Below are 26,267 nucleotides of genomic sequence, written 5' to 3' on the forward strand. Positions count from 1 at the left end.
GCCTTCATTTATGCTGCTATGATCCATATAATGAGCAGAAGACTGGCTAATATAGTAACTTTACCCGAATGAAAAATGAATATTCAGACAGCCTCTTAGAATATGGACATTACAAACTGCATGTTCACAATTTTTGTATTTGAAGTAAGGTTTCCAGAAGTCATGAACAACTATTCCCCTATACTTTGGTAACACCCCCATTTTCTTCATAGCTTTGTGTCCTCTATTTCTATGATGAAAGTACAATGTCAATTTCTCAGTAGAAATTACATGACAATGGTGTTTTCGACCATTCAAATTAATATCCGTCTCATCACAGTTGATAACGTTTTCTCTAATTAATCTGCTCTTGATGTTATTTGTAACTCCTTTTAGATTGTAGAAGCACTTATTTTCTGCATTTATTATCGTAGCGACTGTTATTTTCAATCCAAAAAAGTCTTGTAATGCTCTCGAGATTCTCTCGTAAGGTATCAATTGAAAATTTCGTAAATAAACTGCAATTGCCAAAACTCTTGAACCATATTGTGTTCTTTTTATTATATTTTCCGGAAAATCTGCTTTAGATATGGAATCACAATAAGTGCATTTCTTAATTTCAATACGATACTCTATCACATTTTGATTTATAATAATATCAAATTTCTGTCTCTTTTCGTATTTTTTGACTTTAGTATTCAATAAACTATTTCCACAATGCTTGCATTTATAAAGTTGATATGTGATGATTTCACCAGGATACTCACTCATATTTAGTGTAAATCCTGGGTGTCCTTTCTGACCACCTGGACGTCTACAACCCCTTTTTTCGATGCTTTGAGTAAAAGTATCAGTAGATAGGGTTGTAATCGTATTTTGATTGTTTTGATTCAAAAGAGCTTCTGTATTTTGAATTTCGTCACATTTCATATAAAACACGAGCCACTAATTTTATAATAATTGATACAAAATAATCAGAAATAAGTGTAATAGAAAAACGAGTTAGGATTAAAAGTCACTGACTTAATATAACAGGGCTTATGCACTTAAAGTACACAATCGAGTACAATAGGCACTGCGATCAAATGTGTCTTTTAGAGAGTTGAAAGTTAAAAGCGTACTAATTTTTCAGTTCAACCGCGTAAGTCCTAGTTATGATAGCTCTTATTTCCAAATAATTACGAATCAAAAGGTTTATTTCTACTAAGGCTTTTTTTTGAGAATAAGAGACTGTACATTATTTTTGTACTAGTGAAAAAAGATTTGTTTTTTATTGTCCCAAATTTATGAAAAACTAATTTTTGGAGAGCCAACTTTCTAAAAAAACGGTTGTGCATAAACCTTACAAAAGCGTACAAAAAATTCGAGTTACCTATTACCCAAAAGGTTAGTGCGGGGATATAGGTAACTCAAAAAAACGCAACGCTGTTTTTTAACATTTATGCACAGCAGTTTTTTGAAAGTTATCTTAGCCAAAAAAATCAATTTTCTAATTTTGAATTCCTTATATACAAAGGAACGTCGAATTTTTCATATAGTTATATGAATTTATGCATAAGAAGTATTTTTAAAAAGCGTTTATTTCTAAAAAGCAAAAATATATAACTGAATACTATTTATAAAATTCTACTAAAAAAGTATTTAGGGGAAATTTCATTTTTATGGATCCGATGGTAATTTTTTTAATTGGTGTCTCCATGTTAATGTTAATTTTTGGTCGTGGAAGTGATGAAAATACGATTCTATCATTAAAAAAAACGGGAGATTATGACTTAATATGTAAATTTGTTCAAATATATAAAAGTGGGTTTTCAGAACGAGAATTCCAATCTCTGAAAAATGAACTCGATAGTAAGAATAGAAGAATAAAAATTAGTGATCCGTTGTTAAAAAAAATAGTGAATTTAGAATTGAAAAAAACTAGAGAGAGAATTAAATCTGAAAAAAACAGTATAGAAAAATATAACATTATCAATGAGGAAAAAAAGATAGATAGCAATCAAAAAAGTACATATGAGGATAAAAATTCTACAAATTATCATGAAAAAGAAGCAGCTAATAATAGAGAGAATAATAAATTTAAAGAGAGGTATACAGCCAAGAAATTACGTGATATGGGTTGTAGATTGTCAAATGAAGGAAAATATGGAGAGGCTATAGAATATTACGATAGATCCATTTTAGCTAACCCAAACTATGCATATGCTTGGTATAAAAAAGGAATAGCTTTTCTTAATGTAAATAGATACCAAGAAGGTATTGAATGCTTTGAAAAAACTAGAAAGATTGATCCTAATTTATATTTTTCTCTTGTAGAAAGAGGTGACATCGCTACACCAAATAAAAAGTTTGAAAAACATGATACGGAAAAAGTAACAGTTAGTAATAAGGAAAAAAATACCTCTAAAGATAAAGACTTAGCTAGAAACTTATTTGATACAGGTTGTAGTTTATCAGATAATAGAAAACATAAGGAGGCAATAGAGTACTACGATAGACAGATCTTGGCTAAGCCTTACCACCTAGAAGCTTGGCTTCACAAAGGAACTTCTTTTTATGAGAGGGGCATGAATCAAGAAGCTATAGAATGCTTTGATAAAGCCCTCTTGATTGAATCAGAACACGCAAGTGTATGCTTGACTGAGTCAGAACACGCAAGTGTATGGTTAGTAAAAGGAGCTTGTTTTATTAATATTGGCATGAATCAAGAAGCTATAGAATGCTTCGATAAAGCAACCCTGATTGAGCCAAACAATGCATCAGCGTGGCGTAATAAAGGAGTTTGTCTTTTTATCCTGGGCAGATACCAAGAAGCTATAGAAGTCTTTGATGTAGCAATCTCGTTTCAGCCAAGAAATGCAGATTTTTGGTATGTTAAAGGAGGTTCTTTATGTAAGATGGAGAAATATCAAGAGGCCATAGAATGCTTCGATAAAGTTATTTCAGTTGAGCCAAATAATGTAGATGCTTGGTACAATAAAGGGGTTTCTCTTCTGATTGTAGGGAGAAATCAAGAAGCTATGGAATGTTTTGATCTGACAATCTCTGCCAAGCCAAACCATGCATATAGTTGGCACAATAAAGGAACGACTTTTTTTAGAATGGGTAGGTACGAAGAAGCTATAAGATGCTATGAAAAAACAAAAAATATTGATTCTAAAGCATACTTTGCTCTTGTAGAAGATACTATTGACGAGATAGATAAAATGAAGGGCTATGATTTTGAAAAATTCACAGGAGCTTTATATAAAAAGATGGGATACACTATTAAACATACTTCATTATCTGGGGACCAAGGGGCCGATTTAATTATATCTAAATGTGAAGAACGAAGTGTGGTACAAATAAAAAGACATACAGGAAAGGTTTCAAATAAAGCAATACAAGAAGTAGTCGCATCTAAAGGGTATTATAAATGTAATTCCTGTATTGTAGTAACAAATAGTTATTTCACTAAACGTGCAATTGAGCTTGGAAACGCAAACGATGTAAAGCTGATAGACCGGGACGAGTTCAAATCTATGATTAAGAATCTGTGACCGTGAACATGAGTAACAGGTGCACCACAGTTATTTTACTGTAAAATTTACATATTACTTGTAAAATTTACAATTTCGTTTGATCCCGTTTTACCATTTTACTGTAAATTTTACATTTTTTACATTTTACAGTAAAACTATACACATTTTTACTTTTGACTTGAAACCAATGCCTCCCACTTATTTACCCTTTCCAGAACATGGCTGTTAAGAGTAAACGGTTTATCTGACATTGCATTTTGCTTCATGTAATGTAAAGTGCCCTTAGAAAATCCTAACTTCTTCCAATCAACATAAGAAATATTGAGAATCTTTTGCCTTATGTCGTAAGAGTCAACTCTCTCAATCTCATATTCAGGCTTAACAAAATCCAGTTTTTCCTTTTTGCTAGTAAGATAATGTGCTAATTCTCTTACCTTCAGGAAAATAACATAGCTCCAAGTGCTTTCTTTTCCCTGGTAATTTACTTTTTTATTCAGCATACTGGAAAACTCATTAACAATCTTCCTAGCTCCTGTAGGTTTAAGCCTCAGATTGTAATTTTCTGTCCTGATAAAGTCTTTACTTTCCATAGCTCCACTTTCAACCAGGCTGATAACTGCCAGATCCACAAGGAACCTGAATAGCTCCTGAAGGTCATAGGCTAAACTGTTTTTGCTTGGTGTCATTTCATGCAAAAACCCTACATGAATATCCATACCTACAGAATTAATGGCTCTCAGGCACTCAGATTCAAGCAAAGAATAGCCATAATTCAGCATAGTGTTTACCATATCCCCAGGTCCTACAGGTCTTCTGTACTGGTCTATCCTAGAACAGAAATCATATTCCTTTGGAATAGCTTTTGAAAACTCATTCCAGTATTTCCAAGCTAACCCTCCCTCTATTCCCATAAGTTCTCGGATACTCTTTCCATCTTTTAATTTTGTGAGTTCATCCGAAACATCAAATTTAATTTGAGGATACCTTTGGCTAAGGAAGTCAAGAACAGTTTTAGATTTATCAAATTTAGCCTCAATAAACTTCTTTGCTATCTCAAGCCTGGTTTCCTGATCCTCAAAAGCGTGATACTGAGCAAACTTTGTTTTTACATTTGTACTTTCAGGAGGAAGCATAGTTGTTAAGAGTTTACCATTCCAATTGAGAATAGTGACCTGGACATTATGTTTAATCAGCCATCTAACAGCCTCGAAGGTTAGGTTTCCGCGTTTCCCATAGATTATAATGCTATCAATATCAATCCTTTTTGGGGAAAATATGTATTCTTGAGGCTCTTCAGTAGTTGAAAACCTGCCATCCTTAATATGAAGCTTGGCTCCATCAACGTGCATATTTATGCCGTGACCATTCAAAAGAAGAAGCTTCACCAAGAATCATCCTCCTTCTTTCCTTTTATATAAGGGTTTTTATATAAACCCAAATTAATTAGAGCCTCAGTTCTTATGTTAGAAACAAACTGTGAAGCGTTATCTTTTCCTTCTATTGCTAGCTCTTCTTCTAGTTTGTAAAGTTCTTCTCTGTGTTCCTCTATAAGGTTGGCTGTGTATTCTGTATTGTAAACATTTTCTACAGAAAAAGGATCCTGTAGGGTTCTTGCATCTTCCATAAACCTTTCAATTACAGCCTTATGCCCATAATGCCCAAGAAGATAGATGATGTGAGTTCTAAGGTTTACATGGGTTGAAACAGGAACAGGATATTTGTCTAGCAATTTTACTAACAAGTCAATTGTTTTTGCTTTATTCGTTGGCTCAATATCTTTTTTCAAAATATATCTGTCTAATAAAAGTAATAGCTTATCAGCAAGCTCAGCATCTATAGTTCCTACATCAATGTTCTTATCAAACTGAGCTACAACTAGATCCAGTTGTACAGGAGTTAAAACATAAGTTTGTTCATAACGGGCAATCTCTTTTAAAGCCATTTTTTGCTTCATGGGCTCTTCTGAATCAAGCCGTTCTAAGATCTTATCCAGATGCTCCGTTATTTTGGATATATTTTTCAAGGTAAGATAACTGGCGTTTTTATCAGTATCCTCTATTCCTAATTTCCCAAAATCGGAATATTCCAGCCGTATAATCATACCTTGATTTTTTAGTTTGTCTAATTTACGGTTTATACTTTTGAGGCTATATCCAAGTTCATTTTTATGTATTTCCATGAGGTCTTTTATGAGTTGCCGCCTTCTTGCATACCCTTTTTGCGTAAGATAATTCTTTACTTCAGTGTCAAAATCATACTCTTTCTTTTTCATATTGATCACAAATATATATAAAATATACGTCAAACTTGTACTTAAAGTTATACTCAATTCTGTACAATACCTAGTATAATGCATACTGTTTATTGTGAGTTACATGAATACAAAAGATACAAAAGACAGAGTACTGATAACATTGTCTCCTTACCTTAAGGAGAACCTCGCACAGAAGGCAAAAGAGTACGGATGCTCTCAGGCTGAAGTTATGAGAACAGCTTTTATCAGAATGATGAAGGCGGAAAGATGAGCCGACCAAAATTTTCCAAAGAATGTAGAACCTATGGAGAATGGCTCAAGGCTCAGCCCAGAGATACAAAATATGCAAAAGAAATCATCAGGAAACACAAGTTTTTCCCTGATCGGAGCCTCAGCCAACTTAGAAAACTCAAGATCGGAGATTTTGATCTAAGCCAGGTAGCCTGGAAAACTCTTTCATCCCAGGATAAGAGAGATAGAACCCTATCTCTCCAAATTTTAAGGAAAATGCGAAAAGGAGAAAATCTTTCTTCTGTACTTGAAAAAATAGGCAAAAGAACCGAATTTGCAGTCAAGCATCTTGGAAAGAACCTGTACAAGTCAGGAGGAACCTGGAAGGTCACAAAAGCCGATACTATCCAGGTTAATATGCTGATCTATTCCACAGAAGGACAAAAAACGATCATTACAGCCAGTTCTAAAGATAGGTCTTTGATTGGAGAATATTTCGCCAGTGTTTACAAGGCTACAAAAAACAATGATCCTTCTGTTCTTGCCAAGTTCAAGGATATTCAAATAGTGGATTCTGAAGGCAAAGTCCACCATTTTGAAACTGACCTTGATAAGCTCTATGAGATCCTGGAAGCCCAGGAAGAACCTGAATTTTTGGAAATCTATCAGCATTGAGGAGGGGGAACTATGGATAAAGAAGCATATCAGAAAACTTTGAACAAACAGAAGAGAAACCGAAAAACTTCTCTTTGCTGTGTTATCTGTGGGGAAGATGACCCAGATGTAATTGAAATGCATCATCCCTATGGGCGGAACAATTCAGACCAGGTTCAGCCTCTCTGTAAAAACTGCCATTCCAAGATAACAAGGGAACAGAATAAGCTAAGCCCAAAAGCCAGATCTGGAAACGCCTCTCCTGAACAAAAGAGAGCTTTTCAGATAGTCTCTATTGGTGCTTTACTAACAGAATTAGGAACTCAGCTAATTGATGTTGGAAATGAGATGATGCAAAATGTCTAAAGTTGCAGTTAGGGGATATACTCAGAGGCTTGAGAAAAAAGGGGAGTATAGGAGCTTTAGGCATTATGATACTCCTCTCAGGCATAACAGGGTACTGGTCTTTGATACTGAAACAACCATAGACCAGTATCAAAATTTCAAAATTGGATACTTTCAGATCTACCAGGATGGAGTTATTCAGCATGATGGGTTATTTCATGATCCAACTATCCTGAATGAAAGAGAAAATAAGATTCTGGAAGCCTATTCAAGAAACCATAACTTAAACCTGTACCTCCTGGATGAGTTCATCGACAATGTATTTTATCCTGAAGTCTTTGAGCTTAAAACCCTCTGCAATGGGTATAACTTAGCTTTTGACATAAGTCGGATAGCAAAAAGATCAGGAGATTCAAGGGGAAGGAACAGAGGCGGTTTTACCCTTACCCTCTCAGATGATCCTTTTAACCCTCCTGTAATCATCAGGAAGCTTGGCTATTCTAACAGCTTTAAGTTTACCACTACCAAGCAGAACAAAGGAGATAGTTATTTTTCAGGATATTTCCTGGATACTCAAAGGCTGGCTGAAGTTCTTCTTCAATCAAACCATATTTCCCTTGAGAGAGCAGGAGAGAAGCTTAATACGCCTGTTCAGAAAATGAAAGGGGTTGAGCATGGAAAGGTTACTGAAAAGTATATTGAATATCTAGTAAAGGATGTTGAAACCACCCAGGCTGTATATAAGGCACTTGTTAAGGAGCTTGACGTTTATCAGATCCATATACCCATAACAAAGATCTTTAGCTCTGCTTCCATTGGAAAACATGCTCTCAGCCAGTTAGGGGTTAAGCCATTCTTGGAAATGAATCCAGATTTTCCAGATTCAGCTATTGGAAACATGATGACTTCCTATTTTGGGGGAAGAACAGAATGTAAAATAAGGAAGGAGCCAACAAAGGTTACTGTTCTGGATTTTACAAGCATGTATCCCACAGTTACAATGGAAATGGACCTCTGGAAATACATCATAGCTGAGAGCCTGGAAATTCAGGACATCACAGAAGAAACCAGGGAGTTTATCTCAAAACTGAAGCTTTCAGACCTTCAGAAACAGGATACATGGAAAAAGCTTGTTGTTATGGTCAAGATTCAGCCTGATAATGATAATTTACCTGTAAGGATGGATTACAAAGGAAATAATACAGGGTTTAACGTAGGAATCAATTATCTGAGTTCTAACTCTGAGATGTGGTATTCTTTACCGGATGTTATAGGCTCCTACCTCCTTACTGGCAAGGTTCCAAAGATCAAAGAAGCTGTAAAATTTATTCCTAAAGGAGTACAGAAGGGGTTAAGGAAATCCAGGATTCTTGGAGTTGACATTGATCCGTCAAAGGATAACATTGTTCAGGTTCTTGTAGAAGAAAGGCAGAAAATTAAGGAAAGGTTGAAAAAGACAGATAAAAATGATCCTGAATTTCAACATCTATCAAGCAGAGCCCAGGCTATCAAAATCCTTGTAAATGCCCTCAGTTATGGAATATTTATTGAGCTTAACCCAGAAGATAAGAAAAGTGATTTTCAGGTTTATGGGCTTGATAACTTTGTTACTAAGGAAAACAGGTTTGAGAAGTCAGGAAAGTATTTTCATCCTCTCCTGGCTGTTATGATTACTTCAGGAGCCAGGCTTTTCTTAACAATGGCTGAAGCCAGATTAAAAGAGCTTGGAGCAATTCACGCTTATATGGATACTGATTCTGTATTTGTGCCTCCTGAAAAAGCTCAGGAGCTTGCAGAGTTCTTTCAGCCTCTTAACCCTTACAACATGGATATTCCATTGCTTAAACCTGAGAAAAAGGATCTCTGGTTTTATGGTATTGCTTCTAAAAGGTATGCTCTATACTACTATGAGAATAGAAAAATCAGGTTCATGGAAGATGAAAGGTCTTACAAGCTTCATGGGCTTGGGCATCTAACAAACCCTTTTCCTAACTCAGTTGAAGATTGGCAGGCTGAAATCTGGCAAGATATTCTTAAACTTCATTATGGGCTGATTACTGAAAGGGATATTGAAGAGAAGTATTCAAACCTTTATGCAATTTCCAGGCTTACTGTTACTACTTCCAATGTATTGAATAGGTTTAAGAAACTGAATGATGTGAAGCCTTGGAAAGAGCAAATTAAGCCTTTTAACTTCTTTCTTGTAGGGTTCCAGGCAATTGAAGAAAATGATAAGGCTGTCAAGCCTCTGGCTCCATTTACTAAGGATTATCAGAAGATAGTTTATGGGCCATTTATTGATTACGAAACTGGAGAAGTTAAGGAAGGATCACAATATTTCAAGCCATTAAGCAGAACCATCTTGCAGTATGTTGAGCATCTTGAAAACAAGTTTGAGGGAGAGATTGGGATTTTAGAGAGAAAGCATGTTCAGGCTGACGGACTGGTTTACATTGGGAAAGAAGCCAATAATATTGAGGATCAGCCTTTGGATGTAACAGGATCTCAAGTTTTCATTAATCAGGAAGAGATTAAACAGAAAATTTTGGCTTTAACTCCTGAAGAGGCAAGGAAGTTAGGAATTAAGCATAGAAGTACATTGAAGAGAATGAAAGATAGAATTCAGGAAGATGGGAAGATAAATTTAAAAACAAAAGAAGTAAATAAACTTCTAGATGTTATCTGAACTACTTCTTTTTAGGTTTCGTACTAAGTCTTTTTCATAGTTTTTTATAGACTCAAAAATTAAAAATGTTTATTCTGGAGGTAAATTCTTACAAACCCGTATTAATATATTAATAATGTAATTAATTTCTTCTTTATTTGATAGAAAGTAATCATTAGTTAGATTTACATCTATTGAATGTGCTGCTGAATTTCCAGATTCTTTGTACTTCTTAATCTTTCTCATTAGGTCGTCATTGAAGCTACTAGAAACGTGTTTAAAATCTTGCTTACAAGAATCAAGATTACGCAACAAAACTGAAAAATCTTGGAACCGTCCCTGGTTTATGTTATAATACATCTCCATATTTGAATGTCCGTATTTTTTACGCAAGATATCAATTATCAAATTTTCTATAATTTTACGAATTAGTATCGAAAGAGGTATATAATGATTAGTTATGTACTGAAAATTTATTTCATTGGCTAATGCCCTGTAAAATGAGTCTGGAACTACTTCACAATCAATTAAATTTTCATGAGTCGGGTTTTTAATATTTTGAATTAACAATTCAATCCAATTATTCTGCTCAAAATTGGTCAATATTTCGTGGAATTTTTCTTTTCCAGTATCGTTCAATGTTCCTTGTTTTCCGACTAATCTAATAAGAAGCATGCAAAAATCTTCGTTATAAGAATGTACATCTTTTAAAAAATAATAAATATGAGACTCATAATTAGAGTCTATAAGTTCATGAGATCTAATGAGTTGTTCATTCTTTGGGAAATTTAATATATGAGTAACACCACATATTTCTGAAACATAAGACCAATTTGTGTCGCTTAAGTTGTTTACTATGAATCCAGAAATATTATGAAGAAATAAGTTTAGCTTTAAGTTTGTTGTCTCAATGAGTGTTTCGTTAGTATAATCAATATCAATGTTAGAAGATTTTAAATTCTCAACAACTTTTGGGTACCATGCATTTATTTGTTCTCCATAATAGTTGAAGTCAAGCCGTTGCGTTTTTTCAATCTGAGTATCAAAAATAATCTTTTTTAGTATTTCTAATTTTTTTTCATCTTTAACAATACTCATAAAGTCTTCAATAGAATGATCGTGTTCTTTCATAAAATCATGAATATTATTCGGGTATTCTACATCATAATTAAGTTCAAAACTTCTTAAAAAGTTAATAAACTTAGAACTTCCGTATACATGAAGATAAAGTCTTTCAACGTAATACCAGGTTTCGTTTTTTATTAACAGAATCATATCATCTTATACAAGACAATTGCATTATATATTTTTCTCACAAAAGTAGCGAACTTGAACTTAAAAGGCAAAATCATAAAACTCATTAGCGAGGATTTAACTGTTTATTTTTAAGATCTTTCACTAAAAACAGAAAATCTGTTTTAAATTCAATTATTTTTTGAAAAATGAATTATGCACAAATTTCGAAAAATAGCCTTATGTTTTATTTTTATATATAAAAATTTATAAACATGAGCTGAATTATATATCAGATCTTTTTCCGGAAAAAACTGTTGTGCGAATTCCTTTCAAAACAGCGTTGCGTTTTTTAGAGATACCTATATCCCAAAAGGTTAGTGCGGGGATATAGGTAACTCAAAAAAACGCAACGCTGTTTTGTAAGGAATTTGCACAACAGTTTTATTTTCAAAAGTTGCCTCAACTAAAAAACTCTTTTTCTACAATTTTTGATTTAATAAGTTAATATAAATAAATAGTTAGTTGGGTGAGAGTAATAATAATGCATCAAAAATAGGACCAAGTTCGAGGAAGGACGAAGCTTGAGAATTCAGATGGATTTTTAGAACGTTGAACTTTGAACGTAGCAGTAAATTAATAGGCACAACTCATTAAATGTTTTTAGTTAATTGTTAAAAAATAAGAGAAGTTAAAAAATAAACGTGACATATATTATAAGTATATGTGAACTGTCCCTAAGCTAAAGACCTGGACGTTCATGCTTCTTTATATAAAAAAAGGAGTATTGCACCCCTCAATTGTAAATTAACTCTAATTCAGGGGTATAGGTGAAGATAGAATCAAATACACCATGCAAAATACCATCTCCATCTGGACCGTCAACACTACTCCTGCTGTCATCTGAATCATAAGCCAGGTGCGTATAATCAACAGCCTTATTATCATTGTTATAAACATGAGGATTATCATATGCTCCTGTTGCATCTGAGTGAACCCAACGGCTTCCATCCCATATCTCATTAAATTGATGAGATATAGTAGGTTCTCCGGGTTCCACTAAATTACATGCAATAGTCCTTGCTGGTACACCTAAAGCTCTTGCAAAATCACTATTTAATACAGAAAATTCATCGCATATTCCTTCATAACCATTCTCAATTATCCAATCATCTGATCCAGTTAATGTTGGGTCTAATGCAGATATATTGTATTCCATTACACCATCAACATATAGAACAATTTTACGTCCTGTAGTATAAGGAGTAGATGTATTATCTCCAGCTTGAGCTGCTAATACAGATATTTCATATTCGTTATGATGATGGAGGTCAGTCAGTTGCAAATTTCTGCCATTATCAGGGTCTTCAAGATACCCTACATTATTATTGTAGACTTCAACAAAGGGTGCACTGACGGTTGGAGCACTTGTTAAATAAACGCTTGAATTGACCACAACGTAATTTCTTATAGTTATTGACTTGCTACCCACAGTTGTGAATAAATCAGGATCTACATAAAATGGAAGGGAAATTGTAACTTCTTCACCTGGTAAAAGGTTTACGTAATTTCTTGCCCAGCCATTCGAATCTTCATAAGAATAAAGCATAACAAATCCATTAGCAGCAACTGTGCCATAATTTTTTATTGTAATTTGATTGGCTGCAGATTCATTCTGAATCCATCTCCAGTCACAAGTAGCACCCGTAACAACAACATTTGGTACCACTGTCTTTATAGAGTATTCGGAAGAGTCAGATATTGCCTTATTTTTTGAAGTTGACCAAACCATAACTATTTTATCATCCTTGATTGTGACATTTTCAGGCGAATTACTTTTTACCGAAACATCTTCGATCCCACTTATTAAGAACATTCCTTCTGGAGCATTAGCATTTATTTGAGCTATTTTTTCAGGTGTAAGTGGTTTTTTAATTAAATTTTCTTTTTCATCTTTTTCAATTTCTATTCTGAGTTTTTCCCGTTCTTCTTCGCATTTTTCAAACCAGTCGTCAGGTAATATTGGAGTACTATTTCCAAAAATTGCAATTAGTTCTTCTGGCGTTGAAACTTTTCCGGAATATAGGTCAATATTGTAATTTTGATCTTCATCTTCCTCTACTGCTGCTCCTAATCCTATCATATTGATTAGTAGGAGTACTAGAAGTATCTTTAATTTCATATTTTTACCTCTATTATTTTCTGTAATTCTGAATCATATTCACAAAATAATGGAGTTATTTGAGATCGATGCGCGAGTTATTTATCAAGAAGCAGAATCATTAAAGCTAAGTCTTAAACGCAAAGCTAACATAATTGTGCTTCTTGATATACATCTTAGAGATATTTTGTGGAGTTCAGATAATCTGAAAAGTAGATTTGAACTTCATATGATCATCTTTGGCAATGTAGATATAAATTTTACGGCAAATGTCTTAAATTAATCTTTTTTTGGAATCATTTTAATGTCTATAATTATTTTCTAATTTTGATTGTTTGATGTTCTGGCCATAAAATATATAAGATCATAGATGCCGCAAGAAGTTCCAATGTAAAACTATAAGAAAAGATATGAGTAAATATTGTATCCTCTTCAAATTGTATGGGGAAAAATAAGTTTCACAGATTTGCTGGAAAATTAAAAATTTAGCCAGGTATAAAAAACATACTTGGGAGACACAATCAACTTCATAAATGTATGACCAAATTATTGTATATTTTTCGGGGTAGAAAATTCCCCCTTGAATTTGAAGAGGATACTAAATATTATCTTATATCCTGCCTTCGGCAGGTAAACCTATAGCTTAATATTATTAATTTTATATCTCTTTCCTGGTTTTCCCATGGCAGATAAAAAAGCTCAGGATAGATTCAATAATTATCTTGTTACAAATGAAGAGAAGGAAACGAATATTTACTCACAGGGTATATATCAGATTCCAGATAGCGCTAAGGAATATAGCAGAGTAACATTAACCAGAAGGTGGTATGATAAATGATACTTTTAAGCTCCAAATTCTAATATAGACATATCAAAAATTACTTGATTTTGAACTATATCACAGAATTTTACAAAGAGATACAAAATCTAATTTACTTGTTACAATCCTTATTGATACCGTTTTACAATTTTACAGGTGAAATTTACAATTTCCCTTGATATCGTTTTACAATTTTACTGTAAAATTTACAATTTCTCTTGATACCGTTTTACTATTTTACTGTAAAATTTACAATTTTACACTTTTCAGTAAAAACATACATATTTTTACTTTTGACCTGAAACAAGAGCTTCCCATTTATTCACCCTGTCCAGAACATGGCTGTTAAGAGTAAACGGTTTATCTGACTTTGCATTCTGCTTCATATAATGCAATGTGCCTTTAGAAAACCCTAATTTCTTCCAATCAACATAAGAAATGTTAAGAATCTTTTGCCTTATAACATAAGAATCAATCCTCTCTATTTCATATTCAGGCTTAACGAAATCCAGTTTTTCCTTTTTGCTAGTAAGATAATGGGCTAATTCCCTTACTTTCAGAAAGATAACATAACTCCATGTGCTTTCTTTTCCCTGGTAACTTACCTTTTTATTCAGCATACTGGAAAACTCATTAACGATCTTTCGGGCTCCTGTAGGCTTTAGCCTCAGATTGTAATTTTCTGTCCTGATAAAGTCTTTACTTTCCATAGCTCCCTGTTCAATAAGACTGATAACTGCCAGATCCACAAGAAACCTGAAAGGCTCCTGAAGGTCATAGGCTAAGCTGTTCTTGCTTGGCGTCATTTCATGCAAAAACCCGACATGAGGATCTAACCCAACAGTGTTTATGGCTCTCAAACATTCAGATTCAAGCAGAGAATAGCCATAATTGAGCATGGTGTTTACCATATCCCCTGAACCCATAGCTCTTCTGAACTGGTCTATCCTGTTACAGAAATCATACTCCTTTGGGACAGCCTTTGAAAACTCAATCCAGTATTTACCGGCTAAGGTTCCCTCTACTCCCAATATTTCCCTGGTGCTTTTTACTTCTCTTAATTTTGTGAGACCATCCGAAATATCAAAATTAATTTCAGGATACCTTTGGCTCAGGAAATCAAGAACCGCTTTAGACTTGTTAAATTTAGCTTCGATAAACTTCTTTGCTATCTCAAGCCTTGCTTCCTTATCCTCAAAAGCATGATACTGAGCAAACTTTGTTCTTAGATTGGTACTTTCAGGAGGAAGCATTGTGGTTAAGAGCTTGCCATTCCAATCCAAGATAGAAACCTGGATGTTGTGTTTAATGAGCCATCTAATAGCCTCTAAGGTTAGGTTCCCACTCTTACCATAAATGATAATACCGTCTACATCAATCCTTTTTGGAGAAAATACGTATTCTTGAGGCTCTTCAGTAGTTGAAAACCTTCCATCTTTAACATGGAGCTTTGCTCCATCAACATGCATGTTTATGCCATGACCATTCAGAAGAAGAAGTTTCACCAAGAATCATCCTCCTTCTCTATTATATAACCTAAAGCTTTAGCCGCTTCATGCTTTACGTTATACACAAGCCTGGCTTCTTCCTCTTTGCCTTCTTTTTTAAGATCATTTATTAAATTGAATAATTCGAGCTTATGTCTATCAATAATTCTAACGGTGTGAGTATCGCTGTAATTTTTCTTGATTTCAAAAAATTTCTCATTAGTGTTCAGATTTTTGAGGTCATATTTTAACCAATCAATAACAGAATCGCTATTATAGTAACCAAGGATGGATATGAGATATGTTCTGTAATTTTCATGTTCTTTTGAGATTCCAGAAAGTTTACCTAAAGTTTCGTTCACAGCTTTGAGCAATTTTTCTTTATTTGTAGGCTTAATATTTCTCTCAAGGATATACTCTTTTAAGATTTGTATTATATGAAATTGTAGATTTTCGTTGTCAGTAGATAGATAGTCAACCAAAACATCTAACTGTTCACCAGTAAATGAATATCTATCTTTATAGAGATCAATCTCAATTAGAATCGAATTTTTATCATATTTTTCATTTGATTCAAAGTAGGAAAATAAAGTATCAAGATAAACGTCAATGTCAATAATTTCTTTTACGGTCAAGTATGAGGCTCTCTGATCCTTGTCATATATCCCATAGTTTTCTAATTCTGGTTGCTTGACAATAATTAAAGACCCATTCTTGGTCAATCGTGCAATCTTACGCTCAATACTTGGTCTTGTATACCCTCTTTCTCCGTTATGTGTCTCTATGAAATGATTAATGAGTTGCTCCCTTCTAACAAAGAGATTTTTGTATACATAATCCATTACCTCTACATCAAAGTCTACATCATTTTTCTTGTTAATTACATCATTTCTATAATATTTAGCTATCATATTTACTATCAAATATTACATCAAATACATATAAAACCTTTCATTTGCTTGTGTTTTTTGGTAATTGATTATGAGTAACACAAATGAAAGGATAATAACAACACTTTCTCCTTACCTTAAGGAGAAGTTAGTAAAGATGTCAGATAAATTTGGCTGCTCTCAGGCTGAAGTTGTCAGAATAGCATTAATGAAACTGTGGGAGGCTGAAAGATGAGCCGACCAAGATTTTCTAAAGACTACAGAACTTATGGAGAATGGCTCAAAGCTCAGCCCAGGGATACAAAATATGCAAAGGAAATCATCAGGAAACACAAATTTTTTCCTGATAAAAGCCTCAGCCAGCTTAGAAATCTGAAGATAGGGGATTTTGACCTTAGCCAGACAGCATGGAACACCCTTTCAGCCCAGGATAAGAGAGATAGAAATCTATCTCTCCAAATTTTAAGGGAAATGAGAAAAGGAGAAAATCTTTCTTCTGTACTTGAAAAAATAGGCAAAAGGACAGAATTTGCAGTCAAGCATCTTGGAAAGAACTTGTACAAGTCAGGAGGAACCTGGAAGGTTACAAAAGCCGATACTATCCAGGTTAATATGCTTATCTACTCAACAGAAGGACAAGAAACAATAGTTACAGTCAGTTCTAAGGATAGGTCTTTAATAGGAGAATATTTTGCCAGTGTTCAGAAGGCATTAAAAAATAATGATCCTTCTGTTCTTGCCAAGTTCAAAGATGTTCAAATAGTGGATGCAAAAGGCAAAGTCCACCACTTTGAAACCGACCTTGATAAGCTCTATGAGATCCTGGAAGCCCAGGAAGAGCCAGAGTTTTTGGAAATTTATCAGCACTAAGGAGGTGAAACTATGGACAAGGAAACGTATCAAAAAACTTTGAACAAACATAAGAGAAATGGGAACCCTTCTCTTTGCTGTGTTGCCTGTGGGGAAGATGACCCAGATGTTATTGAAATGCATCACATCTATGGAAGGAGCAATTCAGACCAGGTTAAGCCTCTCTGCAAAAACTGCCATTCCAAGGTAACAAAGGAACAGAATAAATTTAACCCAAAAGCCAGATCGGGAAACGCCTCCCCTGAGCAAAAAAGAGCTTTTCAGATTGTATCTATTGGTGCCTTGCTTACAGAATTAGGAACTCAGCTAATTGATCTTGGAAATGAGATGGTGCAAAATGTCTAAAGTTGCAGTCAGGGGATATACTCAAAGACTTGAGAAAAAAGGAGAGTATAGGAGCTTTAGGCGTTATGATACTCCTCTCAGGCATAATAGGGTACTGGTCTTTGATACTGAAACCACAATCAACCAGTATCAAAATTTTAAGATAGGATACTTCCAGATCTACCAGGATGGAGTTATTCAGCATGATGGTTTATTCTATGATCCATCTACCCTGAATGAAAGGGAAACAAAGATACTGGAAGCCTATTCAAGAAAACATAACATAAGCCTGTATTCCCTGGATGAGTTCATAGACAATGTATTTTATCCTGAAGTCTTTGGGCTTAAAACCCTCTGCAATGGGTATAACCTGGCTTTTGATATAAGCAGGATATCCAAAAGATCAGGAGATTCAAGGGGAAGGAACAGAGGAGGCTTTACCCTTACCCTCTCAGATGATCCCTTTAAACCTCCAGTAATCATCAGAAAGCTTGGATACTCTAACAGCTTCAAGTTTACCACTACCAAGCAGAACAAAGGAGAGATCTATTTCTCAGGCTATTTCCTGGATACTCAAAGGCTGGCTGAAGTTCTCCTTCAGGAAAGGCGTATTTCCCTTGAAAAAGCCGCAGAAAGGCTCAACACTCCTGTTCAGAAAATGAAAGGGATTGAACATGGAAAAGTCACTGAAAAGTATATTGATTATCTGATAAAGGATGTTGAAACCACCCATGCCGTTTATGAGAAGCTTGTTAAGGAACTTGACGTTTACCAGATCCATATACCAATAACAAAGATCTTTAGCGAGGCTTCCATTGGGAAACATGCTCTCAGCCAATTAGGAGTTAAGCCATTTTTGGCACTGAACCCAGATTTTCCAGATTCAGTTATTGGAAACATGATGACTTCCTATTTTGGGGGAAGGACAGAATGTAAAATCAGGAAGGAGCCAACAAAGGTTACAGTTCTTGATTTTACAAGCATGTACCCTACAGTTACAATGTTAATGAACCTCTGGAAATACATCATAGCTGAAAGCCTGGAAATTCAGGATATAACAGAGGAGGTCAGGAGATTTATTTCAAACCTGAAGCTTTCAGACCTTCAGAAACAGGACACATGGAAAAAGCTTGTTGTTATGGTTAAGATTCAGCCAGATAATGATATTTTTCCTGTAAGGATGGATTACAAGGGAGATAATACAGGGCTTAACGTAGGAATCAATTATCTGAGTTCTACCTCTGAGATGTGGTATTCTTTACCGGATATCATTGGCTCATATCTCCTTACTGGCAAGGTTCCAAAGATCATAGAGGCTGTAAAATTTGTTCCTAAAGGAGTACAGAAGGGGTTAAGGAAATCCAGGGTTCTTGGAATTAATATTGATCCATTAAAGGATAATGTTGTTCAGGTTCTTGTAGAAGAGAGGCAGAGGATTAAACAGGAATTGAAAAAAACAGATCGGAATGATCCTGAATTTCAGCATCTATCAAGCAGAGCCCAAGCTATCAAGATCCTTGTAAATGCTCTGAGTTATGGAATTTTTATTGAGCTTAACCCAGAAGATAAGAAAAGTGAGTTTCAGGTTTACGGGCTTGAGAATTTCATTACTAAGGAAAACAGGTTCGAGAAGTCAGGCAAGTATTTTCATCCTCTCTTAGCTGTAATGATTACGTCAGGAGCCAGGCTTTTCTTAACAATGGCTGAAGCCAGGTTAAAAGAGCTTGGGGCAATTCACGCTTACATGGATACTGATTCGGTATTTGTGCCTCCGGAAAAGGCTCAGGAGCTTGTAGAGTTCTTTCAGCCTCTTAATCCTTACAACATGGATATTCCATTGCTTAAACCTGAGAAAAAGGATCTCTGGTTCTATGGAATTGCTTCTAAAAGGTATGCTCTATACTACTATGAGAATGGAAAAATCGGATTCATGGGAGATGAAAGGTCTTACAAACTTCATGGACTTGGGCATTTAACAAATCCCTTCCCTAACTCAGTTGAAGATTGGCAGGCTGAAATCTGGCAGGATATTCTTAAACTTCATTATAGGCTGATTACTGAAAGAGATATTGAAGAGAAGTATTCAAACCTGTATGCTATTTCCAGGCTTACTGTTAGCACTTCCAACGTATTGAACAGGTTTAAAAAGCTGAATAATGGGAAGCTCTGGAAAGAACAGATTAAGCCTTTTAACTTCTTTCTTGTAGGGTTCCAGGCAATTGAAGAAAATGATAAGGCTATTAAGCCTCTTGCACCATTCACAAAGGATTATCAGAAAATCGTTTATGACCCTTTTATTGATTATGAAACAGGAGAAGTTAAAGAGGGGTCGAAATATTTCAAGCCATTAAGTAGAACAATTTTGCAGTATGTTGAGCATATGGAAAACAAGTTTGAAGGGACAATTGGAGTATTAAAGAGAAAACACATTCAGGCTGATGGTTTAGTTTACATTGGAAAAGAAGCTAATAATATTGAGGATCAGCCTTTAGATGTTACCAAGTCTCAGGTTTTCATTAATGAGGAAGAGATTAGGCAGAAGATTTTGGCTTTAACTCCTGAAGAAGCCAGAAAAAAGGGAATTAAGCATAGAAGTACATTGAAAAGAATGAAAGACCGAATTCAGAATGAAGCCATAATTAGCCTTCGCACAAAGTCTATAAAAAAGCTTATAATGGATAGTTAATGTATTAATTAAACTGATCAGCTCATGGATCAATCAGAAACCCCAAATGATAATGGTACCAAACGAGATAAAGAAGATATAGATACTAAGCCAGTAGCATCTAAAGCATTAGTAAACGTTCGTGTACCTAAAGTGTTCACTCCTAAATTAATAGAAAGTATTCAACGTATCCAATCTAATTATGCTGGAATTCAGTCTTCTTTTGCTGGAGTAATGGCAAACATCCAAGTACCTAAAACGTTTGACCCTGAACTAATAGAAAGTATTCAACGTATCCAATCTAATTATGCTGGAATTCAGTCTTTTTTTGCTGGAGTAATGGCAAACATCCAAGTACCTAAAACGTTTGATCCTGAACTAATAGAAAGTATTCAACGTATCCAATCTAATTATGCTGGAATTCAGTCTTCTTTTGCTGGAGTAATGACAAACGTCCAAGTACCTAAAACGTTTGATCTTAAATTAAATAATTTAATTGAGGATGTAAGTTATTTAAGAAACCCAGCCATCGAAGGAACGGAACTTTTAAATGTACCTGCTGAAGATCCTCGTCAAATATTCCCAGGCTCAAATCTAAACATTGGAAAACTTGGAGAGTTAGAGAAATTAGATGACGAAATATCAACGGCCTATAAAAGATCTGGTTTTGAATTTAATAATGAGGCATACCGTTTTCTTTCTGACTTAGAAACATACTTAAGATATTTGATCAAGAAAAGAATAATTGAACCTCATGAAAAAAATCTTGAGAGCAAAATTCCAAAAGATGTATTAAGTAGATGGGAAGAAAGAAAAAGCCGTGATGCTTCAAATGAATATGATTTGATAGACTATAGTGATTTTACAGATCTGAAAATAATATTCGAAAAAGGAAGAAATAAGGAATTATTTAATGATATTTTTAACAATGAGGAATGTAAAGCTCTAATTACTAAACTACATGAATTAGACCCTATAAGGAAAAAAATAGCACATTTTCGACCACTTACAAAAATCGAATTCACTCGGTTAGTTTTATATCATAATGATATTTTTTCAATTGTAACGGCTCGACAACCTTGATTCAACACTTAGAAGAATAATAACCGTAAAAATACTTATAATGTGAAATATTACAGAATGTTTTGCATGATATATTTGCCCAATATAAAAATATCTGCTTATTTTAATCAAATTGGATTGAAAATAGAAATTTTATTTTTGAGATATAAATTTTTAGGATATTATTTTTGGTTAGGGCAATTTTGAAAGATACAGTTGTGCATAAACCTTACACATGCGTTGCGTTTTTTTAAGTTACCTATATCCCAAAAGGTTAGTGCGAGGGATGAGATTCGAACCCACGAACAGACACATCACAAGAATAAGCCATATTCAGATCATTTCCTAACCGCCGCATTGGTAATCCACCAGTAGTCGATTGCTATTATTCCAAATTAATCGAAATCCAGTTTCTACTCTTTCTTTTCCCGCATTTTTCTTGCTACTGTGGTCATCTGCTGTACGAGCACATAAACGCAAGCAAAAGCCATGTTGGAGAGAACGTTATGAAAACATCAATCACGTATTGGTGAATGACCCAAAGATTTAGTTTTCATAATAAAAAAAGTGTGCCGGAATGAGAATTTGATGTTTTTCAATCTCACATGCACCTGTAATTATAAATATCATCCAATTTTATAATAATCACTGAATAACTGACATACACAAACAAAAGGGAAAATGGGGGATTGAAATAGATGAAAAAGAAGGATAATTTATCCTTAACATTTTTGACTTCAGCAGTCCTGGCTTGTTTTTTAATTATCGGCTCATCTGCTGCACAGGTATCTAGCGAGCAAAATGCTTCGGATAATGACTCGGCGGCAAATAATGAATTTCCGTATCCGCGCGGTATGGCTCTGGCATACGGGATGATGGGGTGGGAGACAGGCACTCAATTTTTAACGGATAACGCCACGCTTGTCCACCTCGGATGGAGCACTTCTATAACTCCGCAGCAGTTTGTTGACAACGTAAATAGAGGCAAAGAGCTGGGGATTTCGAAATATCTGGTAGCTACCGGCGGCCCGCAGATGGAGTCTGAAAGCTTCTGGAAAGAAGTCAGGGATCTGGGGGTTACTGATGATGATTTCTATGGGGTGTATTTCCCTGATGAGGAAGGAGACCCTTCAACGCTTATCGCCATGCGCACGGGTATGAAGAAATACTTCCCCAATGCTGTTGCCGGCGATTATTTAGGGGATATGCAGACCGGGCCTGACGATGAGGAATTTATTCCGGGGCTGGACGTCTGTTATTTCACCACCTACACTAAATTTCATCCAGAGCGCCCGCACGCCTGGGTATATGGCAACCTTATTGCAAATGCCCCTGACTGGAAAAATGCAGGAAAAACAATATATGTAACAACAGAAGCGTTCGGTCAGGCTCTTGAGGTGAATGATCTGGACCCGGACCTTGATACTGAACAAAAAGTGGCTGCTCGTCATGAAAGCCAGATCGTGATGGGAATTTTAGGCGGGGCGCAGGGTGTTTTCTCATATGCTTACAAATACGCCGAAGATACTCCAAACTATGCCGGTTGGGTCAGCTTTAAGCCGAAATATGAACAGGTCTGGCCCTGGATTATGAACGACAACCGGACACTTCTGGCAACAAACGTAACCAGCGGCAGGACAAATATAACATCAGATCCGGGCGGCACAATCGATGCGGTTACAGCTTACATATTTTCTGATGCAGACGATAGAAAGTTAGTTGTGTCATCAAGTATGCTTGATTTTACCGAAGCAAACGGCACGGCAAATAATGCAACAATTTCCGGCGTGCCAGACGGAACGTATGATGTCTTATGGGAGAACAGAACCATGAATGTTACTGATGGAACCATCAATGATACCTGGCAACCATACGAGTACCACTTTTACCAGTTAGAGGCGAACGATACCAGTACCTTATAAGCTTTTACTGTCACCAGATAAGCTCTAAGTGTTACCAGTGGTTCAGGTTTACTGTTACCAGTGGTTCAGGTTTACTGTTACCAGTGGTTCAGGTTTACTGTTACCAGCAGTCCGTTTCGGGTTCTTTCACCGGGGGTCGGCAGGTTACTATCTCTGCTGACTCTTCTATCTTTGCCGACTCTCCTGTCTCTGCTTACTCTCCTGTCTCTGCTTACTCTCAACTCTTTCGCTTTCGCTTTTTCTTTTTTACTGTTTCATTGAGCAGAAGTTCTGGTAAAACCTCTCTACTTTCCCCGGTTTTAGATTTTAATAACAGATTATTTATCAATCTAAGGATTATGCATATATTTTATAAGAGCTAAATAAATAATATGTGCTGCAAAGCTAAATCAGAAATCTGTTAGTTTTTTTCAATGGCACATGTGGGGGTTAGATATGAAAAATAAAACTCTAGCGATATTTGTAATTTTTTTAATTTCTGTTGCACTGGTGACAATTGCATCGGCTGGAACGGAAAATAAGCTCACACAGGATGAGAGGTTAACACTGAGAACATCAATCTATGGCAACTATGTTTTTTGGACAGAGTGTGCCGGGAATGATGTACATGCTTACGATCTAACTACCGGAAACCGGACAGATATTACAGGGAATTCGGCAGGAAGTAATCTTAATGCATATGGAGATAAGGTGGTATGGACCTCGGATAGTGAAACTGTTTATATGTATGATATTTCTACAGGCAATGAAACCCTTATAGCATCCGGAAGGCGTATTCCTGATATTTACGGGAACTACATCGTCTATACTAATAACTATTATTATGGTGAGGATCACAAAAATGATGGGATTTATCTTTACGATCTCAATACTCACAATGAAACCAGGATTGCTGCGGTTTACAGCTTTCCTGCCATATATGGTAAAAAAGTAGTGTGGTCGCAGGAGAACGGCAGCAATGCTTCTGATATCTACTTATATAATATATCCACTCAACAAACAGGCAAAATAACAACTACAAACAGCTCAATACCCGAATCCGAACTCGATATCTACGGAAATATCGTAGTCTGGACGGAATCAGGCAACGTATATATGCATGATATTGCTTCCAACAAAACGACTCAGGTCACCAGTAACGTAAGTGCATATCAGCCTGCAATCTACGCTAACTCGATAGTATATACGATAGGCGATCCTTATAGTGGGGGTAATAAAGACATCTACATGTATGAGATATCTGCTGCCAGGACAACCCGCATAACTAACAGTACCCTTGCATTCAGTCCGTCTGTCTATGGTGATAAAATCGTATATGCAGATTGTCGCAATAATCCGGAATTTTGTGAAGGAAGAGATATTTATCTGTATGATCTCTCAAATACATCGAATAATCTCGTCGCAAATTTCACCGGCAATGTTAACTCAGGAACTGCACCTTTAAACGTCTCTTTTACAGACACCGGTACAGGAACACCGGATGCATGGTACTGGGACTTCGGGGACGGAGATATTTCAAACGAACAGGACCCGGTTCATACTTATTTATCAGCAGGAAACTATACCGTCTGTCTGACAGTAAGCAATGCAAACGGTACGGATTCAAAGTTAGCTACAATAAGTGTAAAAAAAGAATTGCAGTGTTAGAAGTGGTAAGGAAGCAGTCACAGTAGCATAGTGGGGATGCCTGCGTTTCCTTACAGATGGGCAGGTTCACCCCATTAATCCATTTTTAATATCTGCCCTTTTTTCCATCCTTCTGCCAGTGTTTTAGAAAAATGAACCGAGAATTAGCAAAGATTTTTGCCGCAAAATTAAGAAAATCAGAATTTCAATGTCAATTTTTGCTGAAGTATGAGCGCATAAATCATATTTGGCTGTTCTCCGTATGATGACATGACAAAAGCAAGAAACATCACAATTTACGAGACAGGGTTTTTATACACGGAAAGGATCAAAAATCAGGAGCATTTTTAACTATGAATCTTTAATGCTTTATTACGAGTCCTGAAGGTTTAACTGCAAGTCTCAGTGCTACTTAGTGCTTATACTACTGATGCTTATTAAGAACCTTTAATGCTTAACTACAAGCCCTGCCCATTCACTACACGCAGATCTTGCTAATTATTATATACCTATAAGCCACGTAAAATTAAAACGTCTATTGAGGAATACTGATGAAGGACCCACTAAAAACAATAAGGGAAACAAAACCCCTGATTCATCACATCACGAACTGGGTAACTATTTACGACTGCGCAAATATGACAAGAGCTTTTGGTGCGCTTCCTGTAATGGCGCATGCTCCTGAAGAATGTGCTGACATGACAAAGATCTCGTCGGCTCTTGTGCTCAATATCGGAACCCTGACATCCGAAATCATAGATTCCATGCTGCTCTCAGCTGCCGCTGCAAACGAAAAGAAAATACCGGTGGTACTTGATGCAGTCGGCGTTGGAGCTACGAAATTCAGGGATGAAATGGCTGCAAAAATCCTTGGTTCGGTCCACATTGACATCATCAAAGGCAATTACTCAGAAATTGCAAAACTGGCAGGCGAAAAAGCTGAAACAAAAGGCGTAGAAGCAACCGCAATTAATGCCGATCCCGAAAAAGTTGCAAAAGCCTTCGCAAAAGCAGAATCCTGCATCGTAGTAATGACAGGAAAAGAAGACATAATAAGTGACGGAAATAAGACATTTATTGTGAAGAACGGGCATGAGCTAATGGGTTCAATTGTCGGGACCGGCTGCATGGCTGCTTCAATAATCGGCTCATTTGCTTCAGTCAATCCGGATTATTGTGATGCCGCCAAAGATGCTTTATGCTACTTTGGAGTTGCAGGAGAACTTGCAGCTGAAAAGTCAAGCGGGCCCGGAAGTTTTAAGGTTCACCTGTATGACGAAGTGTTCAACCTGTCAGATGAGAAAGTAAAGGACATGATGAAAGTCGAAGAAAGATGAATCCGGAAAAAGGGACTTCCACGCGGTTTGCTTAATCTGCCTGGATACTATTCCGGGGTGCTCTGCCAGTACACCCTTGCCAGTGCACCTTGCCATGCCATCCCTAATGGCATCTTCCAATCATTTCCGTCCCGCGCCCAGGCGACCGGGCCGCCGCCTTTGAAGAAACGAATATCTAAATATCAGGCACAGAAAAACCGATAATCACAAATATCAACAAT

At 35.8% G+C, this 26,267-nt stretch carries 23 protein-coding genes; 14 read left to right on the plus strand and 9 right to left on the minus strand.

Features of this window, described 5'->3' with window-relative positions; translation table 11 throughout:
- Positions 1-60: 60 nt before the first annotated feature.
- The gene (gene tnpC, locus EO92_RS07760; protein WP_082107975.1) at positions 61-909 is read right to left on the minus strand and encodes an IS66 family transposase; all 849 of its coding nucleotides are present in this window, start codon (positions 907-909) and stop codon (positions 61-63) included.
- A gap of 731 nt (positions 910-1,640) precedes the next feature.
- On the opposite strand from tnpC, the gene EO92_RS07765 reads away from it, so the two are divergent.
- Positions 1,641-3,518, plus strand: a complete 1,878-nt coding sequence (locus tag EO92_RS07765) for a tetratricopeptide repeat protein (protein ID WP_048170596.1) — start codon at positions 1,641-1,643, stop codon at positions 3,516-3,518.
- 149 nt (positions 3,519-3,667) lie between these two features.
- Here the strand turns inward: EO92_RS07765 and cas1 (EO92_RS07770) are convergent, their stop codons facing one another.
- Together cas1 (EO92_RS07770) and EO92_RS07775 are read right to left on the minus strand one after the other, a co-directional pair.
- The gene (gene cas1 / locus EO92_RS07770; protein WP_048170671.1) at positions 3,668-4,885 is read right to left on the minus strand and encodes a CRISPR-associated endonuclease Cas1; all 1,218 of its coding nucleotides are present in this window, start codon (positions 4,883-4,885) and stop codon (positions 3,668-3,670) included.
- Positions 4,882-5,772, minus strand: coding sequence for a hypothetical protein (locus EO92_RS07775; RefSeq protein ID WP_156165760.1), 891 nt, complete (start codon positions 5,770-5,772; stop codon positions 4,882-4,884). Before EO92_RS07775 ends, cas1 (EO92_RS07770) begins: the two co-directional genes overlap by 4 nt.
- A 103-nt stretch (positions 5,773-5,875) precedes the next feature.
- Between EO92_RS07775 and EO92_RS18250 the strand changes: the two genes are divergently transcribed.
- Genes EO92_RS18250 through EO92_RS07790 form a run of 4 tightly spaced genes read left to right on the plus strand, consistent with a single transcriptional unit; the run spans position 5,876 to position 9,670 of the window.
- The gene (locus EO92_RS18250; protein WP_200896753.1) at positions 5,876-6,025 is read left to right on the plus strand and encodes a hypothetical protein; all 150 of its coding nucleotides are present in this window, start codon (positions 5,876-5,878) and stop codon (positions 6,023-6,025) included.
- Positions 6,022-6,660 (plus strand): hypothetical protein, encoded by a 639-nt coding sequence (locus EO92_RS07780; RefSeq protein ID WP_048170600.1) that lies wholly within the window; start codon positions 6,022-6,024, stop codon positions 6,658-6,660. The genes EO92_RS18250 and EO92_RS07780 overlap by 4 nt, the downstream gene beginning before the upstream one ends.
- A 12-nt stretch (positions 6,661-6,672) precedes the next feature.
- Positions 6,673-7,005, plus strand: coding sequence for an HNH endonuclease signature motif containing protein (locus EO92_RS07785; protein ID WP_048170601.1), 333 nt, complete (start codon positions 6,673-6,675; stop codon positions 7,003-7,005).
- On the plus strand, positions 6,998-9,670 hold the full coding sequence (locus tag EO92_RS07790) for a DNA polymerase (protein ID WP_048170604.1): 2,673 nt from the start codon (positions 6,998-7,000) through the stop codon (positions 9,668-9,670). Before EO92_RS07785 ends, EO92_RS07790 begins: the two co-directional genes overlap by 8 nt.
- A 69-nt stretch (positions 9,671-9,739) precedes the next feature.
- On the opposite strand, the gene EO92_RS18480 is transcribed toward EO92_RS07790, so the two are convergent.
- Together EO92_RS18480 and EO92_RS07800 are read right to left on the minus strand one after the other, a co-directional pair.
- Positions 9,740-10,924: a hypothetical protein gene (locus tag EO92_RS18480; protein WP_048170606.1), complete on the minus strand. Its 1,185-nt coding sequence runs from the start codon at positions 10,922-10,924 to the stop codon at positions 9,740-9,742.
- Positions 10,925-11,678: 754 nt separating this feature from the next.
- Positions 11,679-13,064 carry a transglutaminase-like domain-containing protein gene (locus EO92_RS07800; protein ID WP_048139614.1) on the minus strand — a complete coding sequence of 462 codons (1,386 nt, stop codon included), beginning with the start codon at positions 13,062-13,064 and terminating at the stop codon, positions 11,679-11,681.
- Between the two features lie 661 nt (positions 13,065-13,725).
- On the opposite strand from EO92_RS07800, the gene EO92_RS17645 reads away from it, so the two are divergent.
- A complete protein-coding gene (locus EO92_RS17645; RefSeq protein WP_156161165.1) occupies positions 13,726-13,881 on the plus strand; it encodes a hypothetical protein in 156 nt (51 codons plus the stop codon).
- Positions 13,882-14,150: 269 nt separating this feature from the next.
- Here EO92_RS17645 and cas1 (EO92_RS07810) read toward each other — a convergent pair whose 3' ends face one another.
- Together cas1 (EO92_RS07810) and EO92_RS07815 are read right to left on the minus strand one after the other, a co-directional pair.
- Entirely contained in the window at positions 14,151-15,368 is a 1,218-nt protein-coding gene (gene cas1, locus EO92_RS07810; protein WP_048170672.1) for a CRISPR-associated endonuclease Cas1, read from the minus strand.
- Positions 15,365-16,273 (minus strand): hypothetical protein, encoded by a 909-nt coding sequence (locus EO92_RS07815; protein ID WP_156165761.1) that lies wholly within the window; start codon positions 16,271-16,273, stop codon positions 15,365-15,367. Before EO92_RS07815 ends, cas1 (EO92_RS07810) begins: the two co-directional genes overlap by 4 nt.
- A 58-nt stretch (positions 16,274-16,331) precedes the next feature.
- On the opposite strand from EO92_RS07815, the gene EO92_RS18255 reads away from it, so the two are divergent.
- Genes EO92_RS18255 through EO92_RS07825 form a run of 3 tightly spaced genes read left to right on the plus strand, consistent with a single transcriptional unit; the run spans position 16,332 to position 17,455 of the window.
- The gene (locus EO92_RS18255; RefSeq protein WP_200896754.1) at positions 16,332-16,475 is read left to right on the plus strand and encodes a hypothetical protein; all 144 of its coding nucleotides are present in this window, start codon (positions 16,332-16,334) and stop codon (positions 16,473-16,475) included.
- A complete protein-coding gene (locus EO92_RS07820) occupies positions 16,472-17,110 on the plus strand; it encodes a hypothetical protein (protein ID WP_048170610.1) in 639 nt (212 codons plus the stop codon). Before EO92_RS18255 ends, EO92_RS07820 begins: the two co-directional genes overlap by 4 nt.
- Before the next feature lie 12 nt (positions 17,111-17,122).
- Positions 17,123-17,455 (plus strand): HNH endonuclease signature motif containing protein, encoded by a 333-nt coding sequence (locus EO92_RS07825; RefSeq protein WP_048170613.1) that lies wholly within the window; start codon positions 17,123-17,125, stop codon positions 17,453-17,455.
- Positions 17,456-17,758: 303 nt separating this feature from the next.
- Here the strand turns inward: EO92_RS07825 and EO92_RS18485 are convergent, their stop codons facing one another.
- The gene (locus tag EO92_RS18485) at positions 17,759-17,962 is read right to left on the minus strand and encodes a hypothetical protein (protein ID WP_235283251.1); all 204 of its coding nucleotides are present in this window, start codon (positions 17,960-17,962) and stop codon (positions 17,759-17,761) included.
- Positions 17,963-18,092: 130 nt separating this feature from the next.
- On the opposite strand from EO92_RS18485, the gene EO92_RS07830 reads away from it, so the two are divergent.
- From EO92_RS07830 to EO92_RS07840, 3 genes are all read left to right on the plus strand, one after another.
- Positions 18,093-20,120: a DNA polymerase gene (locus tag EO92_RS07830; protein ID WP_235283252.1), complete on the plus strand. Its 2,028-nt coding sequence runs from the start codon at positions 18,093-18,095 to the stop codon at positions 20,118-20,120.
- Between the two features lie 24 nt (positions 20,121-20,144).
- Positions 20,145-21,182, plus strand: a complete 1,038-nt coding sequence (locus EO92_RS07835; protein WP_048170617.1) for a Swt1 family HEPN domain-containing protein — start codon at positions 20,145-20,147, stop codon at positions 21,180-21,182.
- A 677-nt stretch (positions 21,183-21,859) separates the two neighbouring features.
- Entirely contained in the window at positions 21,860-23,083 is a 1,224-nt protein-coding gene (locus EO92_RS07840) for a hypothetical protein (RefSeq protein WP_048170619.1), read from the plus strand.
- A 77-nt stretch (positions 23,084-23,160) separates the two neighbouring features.
- On the opposite strand, the gene EO92_RS17650 is transcribed toward EO92_RS07840, so the two are convergent.
- Positions 23,161-23,304 (minus strand): hypothetical protein, encoded by a 144-nt coding sequence (locus EO92_RS17650; protein ID WP_156165762.1) that lies wholly within the window; start codon positions 23,302-23,304, stop codon positions 23,161-23,163.
- 214 nt (positions 23,305-23,518) lie between these two features.
- Here EO92_RS17650 and EO92_RS07845 point away from each other — a divergent pair, with 214 nt between their 5' ends.
- Complete coding sequence (locus EO92_RS07845; protein ID WP_048170623.1) at positions 23,519-24,730, plus strand: PKD domain-containing protein; 1,212 nt, start codon at positions 23,519-23,521, stop codon at positions 24,728-24,730.
- A 530-nt stretch (positions 24,731-25,260) separates the two neighbouring features.
- A complete protein-coding gene (gene thiM, locus EO92_RS07850) occupies positions 25,261-26,046 on the plus strand; it encodes a hydroxyethylthiazole kinase (RefSeq protein ID WP_048170625.1) in 786 nt (261 codons plus the stop codon).
- The last annotated feature ends 221 nt before the right edge of the window (positions 26,047-26,267 follow it).

Source organism: Methanosarcina sp. 2.H.A.1B.4 (assembly GCF_000979385.1).
Lineage (GTDB): Archaea > Halobacteriota > Methanosarcinia > Methanosarcinales > Methanosarcinaceae > Methanosarcina.

Bases quoted from the DNA above. Each gene is read 5' to 3' on its own strand.
- thiM (WP_048170625.1), top strand. From the start codon at position 25,261: ATGAAGGACCCACTAAAAACAATAAGGGAAACAAAACCCCTGATTCAT.
- EO92_RS07790 (WP_048170604.1), top strand. From the start codon at position 6,998: ATGTCTAAAGTTGCAGTTAGGGGATATACTCAGAGGCTTGAGAAAAAA.
- EO92_RS07825 (WP_048170613.1), top strand. From the start codon at position 17,123: ATGGACAAGGAAACGTATCAAAAAACTTTGAACAAACATAAGAGAAAT.
- EO92_RS07800 (WP_048139614.1), bottom strand. From the start codon at position 13,064: ATGAAATTAAAGATACTTCTAGTACTCCTACTAATCAATATGATAGGA.
- EO92_RS17645 (WP_156161165.1), top strand. From the start codon at position 13,726: ATGGCAGATAAAAAAGCTCAGGATAGATTCAATAATTATCTTGTTACA.
- EO92_RS18250 (WP_200896753.1), top strand. From the start codon at position 5,876: ATGAATACAAAAGATACAAAAGACAGAGTACTGATAACATTGTCTCCT.
- EO92_RS07840 (WP_048170619.1), top strand. From the start codon at position 21,860: ATGAAAAAGAAGGATAATTTATCCTTAACATTTTTGACTTCAGCAGTC.
- EO92_RS07765 (WP_048170596.1), top strand. From the start codon at position 1,641: ATGGATCCGATGGTAATTTTTTTAATTGGTGTCTCCATGTTAATGTTA.
- EO92_RS07780 (WP_048170600.1), top strand. From the start codon at position 6,022: ATGAGCCGACCAAAATTTTCCAAAGAATGTAGAACCTATGGAGAATGG.
- EO92_RS18255 (WP_200896754.1), top strand. From the start codon at position 16,332: ATGAGTAACACAAATGAAAGGATAATAACAACACTTTCTCCTTACCTT.
- EO92_RS07830 (WP_235283252.1), top strand. From the start codon at position 18,093: ATGAAAGGGATTGAACATGGAAAAGTCACTGAAAAGTATATTGATTAT.
- EO92_RS07845 (WP_048170623.1), top strand. From the start codon at position 23,519: ATGAAAAATAAAACTCTAGCGATATTTGTAATTTTTTTAATTTCTGTT.
- EO92_RS07820 (WP_048170610.1), top strand. From the start codon at position 16,472: ATGAGCCGACCAAGATTTTCTAAAGACTACAGAACTTATGGAGAATGG.
- EO92_RS07835 (WP_048170617.1), top strand. From the start codon at position 20,145: ATGGATCAATCAGAAACCCCAAATGATAATGGTACCAAACGAGATAAA.
- EO92_RS07785 (WP_048170601.1), top strand. From the start codon at position 6,673: ATGGATAAAGAAGCATATCAGAAAACTTTGAACAAACAGAAGAGAAAC.
- EO92_RS07775 (WP_156165760.1), bottom strand. From the start codon at position 5,772: ATGAAAAAGAAAGAGTATGATTTTGACACTGAAGTAAAGAATTATCTT.
- tnpC (WP_082107975.1), bottom strand. From the start codon at position 909: ATGAAATGTGACGAAATTCAAAATACAGAAGCTCTTTTGAATCAAAAC.
- EO92_RS18480 (WP_048170606.1), bottom strand. From the start codon at position 10,924: ATGATTCTGTTAATAAAAAACGAAACCTGGTATTACGTTGAAAGACTT.